The sequence below is a fragment of the Phenylobacterium sp. genome, assembly GCF_030698145.1.
Taxonomy (GTDB): Bacteria; Pseudomonadota; Alphaproteobacteria; order Caulobacterales; family Caulobacteraceae; genus Phenylobacterium.
Genome location: NZ_JAUYNW010000018.1, coordinates 1 through 5,023 on the forward strand (window position 1 = coordinate 1; position 5,023 = coordinate 5,023).

At 66.6% G+C, this 5,023-nt stretch carries 4 protein-coding genes; all 4 read left to right on the forward strand.

Translation table 11 applies throughout. The annotated features are described in order from the left end of the window. The first annotated feature begins 61 nt into the window (after positions 1-61). The 4 genes from pseB (at position 62) to Q8Q77_RS02160 (ending at position 4,174) form a co-directional block, all read left to right on the forward strand. Positions 62-1,120 (forward strand): UDP-N-acetylglucosamine 4,6-dehydratase (inverting), encoded by a 1,059-nt coding sequence (gene pseB, locus Q8Q77_RS02145; protein WP_305580709.1) that lies wholly within the window; start codon positions 62-64, stop codon positions 1,118-1,120. Between the two features lie 8 nt (positions 1,121-1,128). After that, complete coding sequence (locus Q8Q77_RS02150; RefSeq protein WP_305580711.1) at positions 1,129-1,824, forward strand: glycosyltransferase family protein; 696 nt, start codon at positions 1,129-1,131, stop codon at positions 1,822-1,824. A gap of 9 nt (positions 1,825-1,833) precedes the next feature. Further along, positions 1,834-2,991 carry a UDP-4-amino-4,6-dideoxy-N-acetyl-beta-L-altrosamine transaminase gene (pseC, locus tag Q8Q77_RS02155; RefSeq protein ID WP_305580713.1) on the forward strand — a complete coding sequence of 386 codons (1,158 nt, stop codon included), beginning with the start codon at positions 1,834-1,836 and terminating at the stop codon, positions 2,989-2,991. 154 nt (positions 2,992-3,145) lie between these two features. Continuing rightward, positions 3,146-4,174 carry an IS110 family transposase gene (locus Q8Q77_RS02160; protein ID WP_305580715.1) on the forward strand — a complete coding sequence of 343 codons (1,029 nt, stop codon included), beginning with the start codon at positions 3,146-3,148 and terminating at the stop codon, positions 4,172-4,174. Positions 4,175-5,023: the final 849 nt, after the last annotated feature.

Genomic DNA, 5,023 nt, shown 5'->3' on the forward strand with positions numbered 1-5,023 from the left:
CTTTACGTCCGGGGGCCGAGAGTGCGGCGAAGATTCGCATTTCCCTTCAGGAGCGCCGCTTTTGGGCCGGTTCGCACCCACTTCCCTGGACCTCGACGGCAAGGTGATCCTGGTCACCGGCGGCACGGGATCGTTCGGCCGGCGCTTCATCGAGACCGTGCTCAAAGACGCCAAGCCTCGGAAACTGATCGTCTATTCCCGCGACGAGCTGAAGCAGCACGAGATGCAGATCGACCTGGCGGAGAAGTTCGACGCCGAGGCGCTCAAGGCCATGCGATTCTTCCTGGGCGACGTTCGCGACCGCGAACGGCTGCAGCTGGCCATGCGCGGCGTCGACATCGTGATCCACGCCGCGGCCCTGAAACAGGTCCCGGCGGCGGAATACAATCCCTCGGAGTGCATCCACACCAACATCATGGGCGCCGAGAACGTGGTCTGGGCCTGCCTGTACAACCGGGTGAAGCAGGTGGTGGCGCTCTCCACCGACAAGGCCTGCAACCCGGTGAACCTCTACGGCGCGACCAAGCTCGCCTCCGACAAGACCTTCGTGGCGGCCAACAACCTGTCGGGCGACATCGGCACGCGGTTCTCGGTGGTCCGCTACGGCAATGTGGTGGGTTCGCGAGGGTCGGTGGCTCCGCTGTTCCAGCGGCTGATCGCCAAGGGCGTCACCGAGCTGCCGATCACCGACGCGCGGATGACCCGGTTCTGGATCACCCTCAACCAGGGCGTCGACTTCGTGCTGTCCTCGCTGGACATGATGCGCGGCGGCGAGATCTTCGTGCCCAAGATCCCCTCGATGAAGATGACCGACCTGGCCGCCGCCATGGCGCCGGGACTGGCGATCAAGGTCATCGGCATCCGGCCGGGCGAGAAGCTGCACGAGATGATGATCTCGGTGGATGACGCGCGCACGACGGTGGACTTGGACGACCGCTACGCCATCGAGCCGGCCTTCGTGGAATATCCCCGCGAGGCCTACGCCAAGAGCCATCCGCTGGTCGACGAGGGCTTCTGCTACGCCAGCGACACCAATGACGAGTGGCTTTCGGGCGAGGGCCTGCTGGCCCTGCTCGACGATCGCGGCCCGGGCGACCGCCGCCGCCGGGCCACCGACTAGGACGCCCGATGATCCTGGCCGTCCTTCAGGCGCGGATGTCGTCGTCGCGGCTGCCGGGCAAGGTCATGGCGCCCGTCCTCGGCCAGCCGATGATCGCCCGTCAGGTGGAGCGCCTGCGACGTTCCCGGCGCGTGGACCACCTGGTGGTGGCCACCAGCGAAGAGCCCTCCGACGATCCGCTCGCGACCTGCGCAGCCGGCCTCGACCTCGACGTGGTGCGCGGGCCGTTGGACGACGTCCTGGCCCGGTTCCTCAAGGCCCTGGACGCCTTTCCCGAGGCTGAAACCCTGGTGCGGCTCACCGCCGACTGCCCGCTGACCGACTGGCGGGTGCTGGACGAAACCATCGACAAGCATCTGTCGACCGGCGCCGACTACACCGAGAACATGGCGGTCAAGACCTATCCCCACGGTCTGGACGTCGAGGTGATGAAGGCGCAGGCCCTGCGCCGCGCCGGCCTTGAGGCGACCAGCTCCTATGACCGCGAGCACGTGACCCCCTATCTCTACGCCACGCCCGGCCGGTTCCGGCTGGCCGACATCACGCGGACGCCGTCGCTTGGCCACCTGCGCTGGACGGTCGACCTGCCCGAGGACCTTGAATTCGTGCGCCACGTCTATGAGACGCTCTATCCGGGCGACCCCGATTTCGGAACGGAGGCCATCGCGGCCCTGCCCTGGAACTCCTCCCGCGCCAAGGCCTAGGAGGCCGTCATGTCCCTGCTCCCCTACGGCCGCCAGACCATCGAGGACGACGACATCGCCGCGGTCGCCGAGGCCCTGCGCGGCGACTTCCTGACCACGGGACCGACGGTGGACGCCTTCGAGGCGGCCTTCTGCGACGTCGTCGGCGCCAAGCATGCCATCGCCTGCGCCAACGGCACCGCGGCCCTGCACCTGGCCATGCTGGCGCTCGACGTCCAGCCGGGCGAGGTGGTGATCGCGCCGTCCATCACCTTCCTCGCCACCGCCAACTGCGCGCGATATGTCGGCGCAGAAGTGGTGTTCGCCGACGTCGATCCGCAGACGGGGCTGATGACCGCCGACACCTTGGCGCAAGCCCTGACTCGGGTGGGGGACCGCAGGCTCCGCGCGGTCCTGCCCGTCCACCTGCGCGGCGACACGGCCAACCTGCCGGGCCTCGAGGCCCTGGCGCGCGACGCCGGGGCGGTGCTGGTGGAGGACGCGCCCCATGCGCTCGGCTCCACGCTGACGTTCGGCAACAGCGTCGAGAAGGTCGGCGACTGCCGCCACTCGGCCATGGCCACCTTCTCGTTCCATCCGGTGAAGACCATCGCCACCGGCGAGGGCGGCATGGTCACCACCAACGATGCGCGCCTGGCCGAGCGCCTGAGGCGCCTGCGCAGCCACGGCATGATCCGCCCCGAGGGCGGCGATCCCTGGTGGTACGAGATGCCGGAGCCGGGCTTCAACTACCGCCTGCCCGACATCCTCTGCGCGCTCGGGATCTCCCAGCTCGCCAAGCTCCCCCGCTTCGCCGCCCGCCGCCGGATGCTGGCCGCGCGCTACAGCGAGGCGCTGGCGCCCCTGGCCCCGCGGGTGCAGCTTGCGACCCGTCCGGACTGGAGCGATCCGGTCCTGCACCTGATGGTCGCCCTGATCGACTTCGAGGCCGCTGGAAAGACGCGACGCCAAGTGGTCGACGCGCTCAAGGCCCGCGGCGTCGGCACCCAGGTCCACTACATCCCGGTCCACACCCAGCCCTATTACCGCGCCCGCTACGGCGAGCTCGACCTGCCCGGCGCCAGCGCCTGGTACGAACGCTGCCTGTCCCTGCCGCTCTATCCGGGCATGGCCGACGAAGACGTCGACCACGTGGCCGCGGCGCTGGCGGAGGTGCTTGGGGTCTAGCGGCCCATTCCGCCGCCTGTCATCCCGGTTTGGCGAAACCGGTATGACAGCTTTGGGTGGAAAGCAGATGGGGTGGATGGCTCCCGCTCACGGCATCTGAGTGCCAGACTTGTGGAAGTTGTCGAAACAACCACGAGCGAAGGGAGCCACCCAGATGGAGATTATTACGATCGGCCTGGATCTGGCCAAGAGCGTTTTCCAAGTTCACGCGGTTGACGCCAGCGGGAACGTGGTCGTGCGGAAGGCTCTGCGGCGAGCCCAGGTTCTGCCGTTCTTCAGGATCACGCCGCCTTGCCTGGTGGGGATCGAGGCCTGCGGGACGTCGCACCATTGGGCGCGTGAGCTGAGGAAGCTCGGTCACGAGGTTCGGCTGATGCCGCCAGCCTACGTGAAGCCCTACGTGAAGCGCGGCAAGACCGATGCCAACGACGCCGAGGCGATCTGCGAGGCGGTGACGCGTCCGACGATGCGGTTCGTGGCGATCAAGTCCGAGCAGCAGCAGGCGGCCCTGGCATTGCACCGGACCCGCGATCTGCTGGTCAAGCAACGCACGCAACTGGTCAACATGATCCGGGGGCTTCTGGCTGAGTTCGGGATCGAGATGGCGCGCGGCCTGCATCATGCGCTCGACCTCGCTGCACGGGTTGCTCAGGGGACTGCGCCGGACGTGCCCGAGCTGGCGGCGCGGGTGATCACCGGCCTGGCGGGCCAGATCGGCGATCTGCAGGTCCGTCTCACGGCGCTGGAGAAGGAGCTGCTGGCCTGGCATCGCGCCAACGAGCTGTCGCAGCGCCTCAGCACCATCCCTGGCGTCGGCCTCATCTCCGCCACTGCGCTCGCCGCGTCGGTCACTGACGCCGGCCGCTTCCGCTCCGGGCGCCAGTTTGCGGCCTCGCTTGGCCTGACGCCGCTGCAGAACTCCAGCGGCGGCAAGGAGCGGATGGGGAGGATCTCACGGATGGGGGATCGATATCTGCGGCGCTTGCTTGTCGTCGGCATGACCTCACTCATCCGCCGCGCACGAACAAGGCCCGACGCGGTCGACCCGCGCATCGCGACGATGCTGGCGCGTAAGCCTGCTCGAGTGGTGACGGTCGCCGCAGCCAATCGCACCGCCCGTGTCGCCTGGTCGATCATGGCCCGCGGCGGCGTCTACCGCGCGCCTCAGGGCGTCGCCGCATAGAGGTTTAGCTGATCGTCAACGACCAGCTTCCGGAGGTTGCGAGCGCGATGTGAAGTGATGGCGAACCGGTCAGACCGGGAGCTGAGACACCCCGCCGAATGTCCAAGGCGTCAAAGCCTGCAAAGCAGAGTGGGACCCAGCTCGCGGATACCATCAGGGCCAGCAGTCTCGAAACGACTGCATCAACAGGCCGGACACAAGACTGCACCCGACCCAGCCGCCAAACATCAAATCGAGCCTTGCAACGCGGGAGCCATCCACACAAGACGTTCCTAAAGACGGCCTCTGGCCACGCGATGGGCCGCAAAAGCCCCAGCGATTATGATGAGAGGAGAGAGGAGGACCAGCAACAATAGTCCCATGTTGTTGGCCTCGTAGGGGCGCTCGAACGTCACTGCGTAGAGGAACCCCCAGAACACGACTGTAAGGATTACGGCGGTAATCCAAGGGGTCTTCGCGTTCACGCGGTTCAGCACAAGGAAGCCAAATGGAGCGGCGATAAAGACCGCCCCAAAGAGCCATAGCCCCCAGTCTTCCTGAGGGTTGGGAACTCTTCCAGTAAGCAGCCAAAGGCCGCCATTGACGATGGCTAGAATGAAGGCCCCGATCGAGAGCGCGAAAACGCATCCCAATGTGCGGCTGAGGCGCTGCTCCGATGGCCCTTTCATAAACAGAGGTTAAGGCTCACGCTGAACGACCGCAATGGGTCGATACTGTTGATTTAGTCGGCGGTTGATCGGTGCCTGGAAGCGTGATTCCCTTGTCGTTGTTGGCTTTGGAGGCCATGGCGATGATGGGGACGCAAGACGCTCCGCCGCAGTTGTTCTACGATTTCCGCCTCGACGATCA

Excerpts from the sequence above, each read along its gene's own strand:
- Q8Q77_RS02160 (WP_305580715.1), top strand. The coding sequence starts at position 3,146 with ATGGAGATTATTACGATCGGCCTGGATCTGGCCAAGAGCGTTTTCCAA.
- Q8Q77_RS02150 (WP_305580711.1), top strand. The coding sequence starts at position 1,129 with ATGATCCTGGCCGTCCTTCAGGCGCGGATGTCGTCGTCGCGGCTGCCG.
- pseC (WP_305580713.1), top strand. The coding sequence starts at position 1,834 with ATGTCCCTGCTCCCCTACGGCCGCCAGACCATCGAGGACGACGACATC.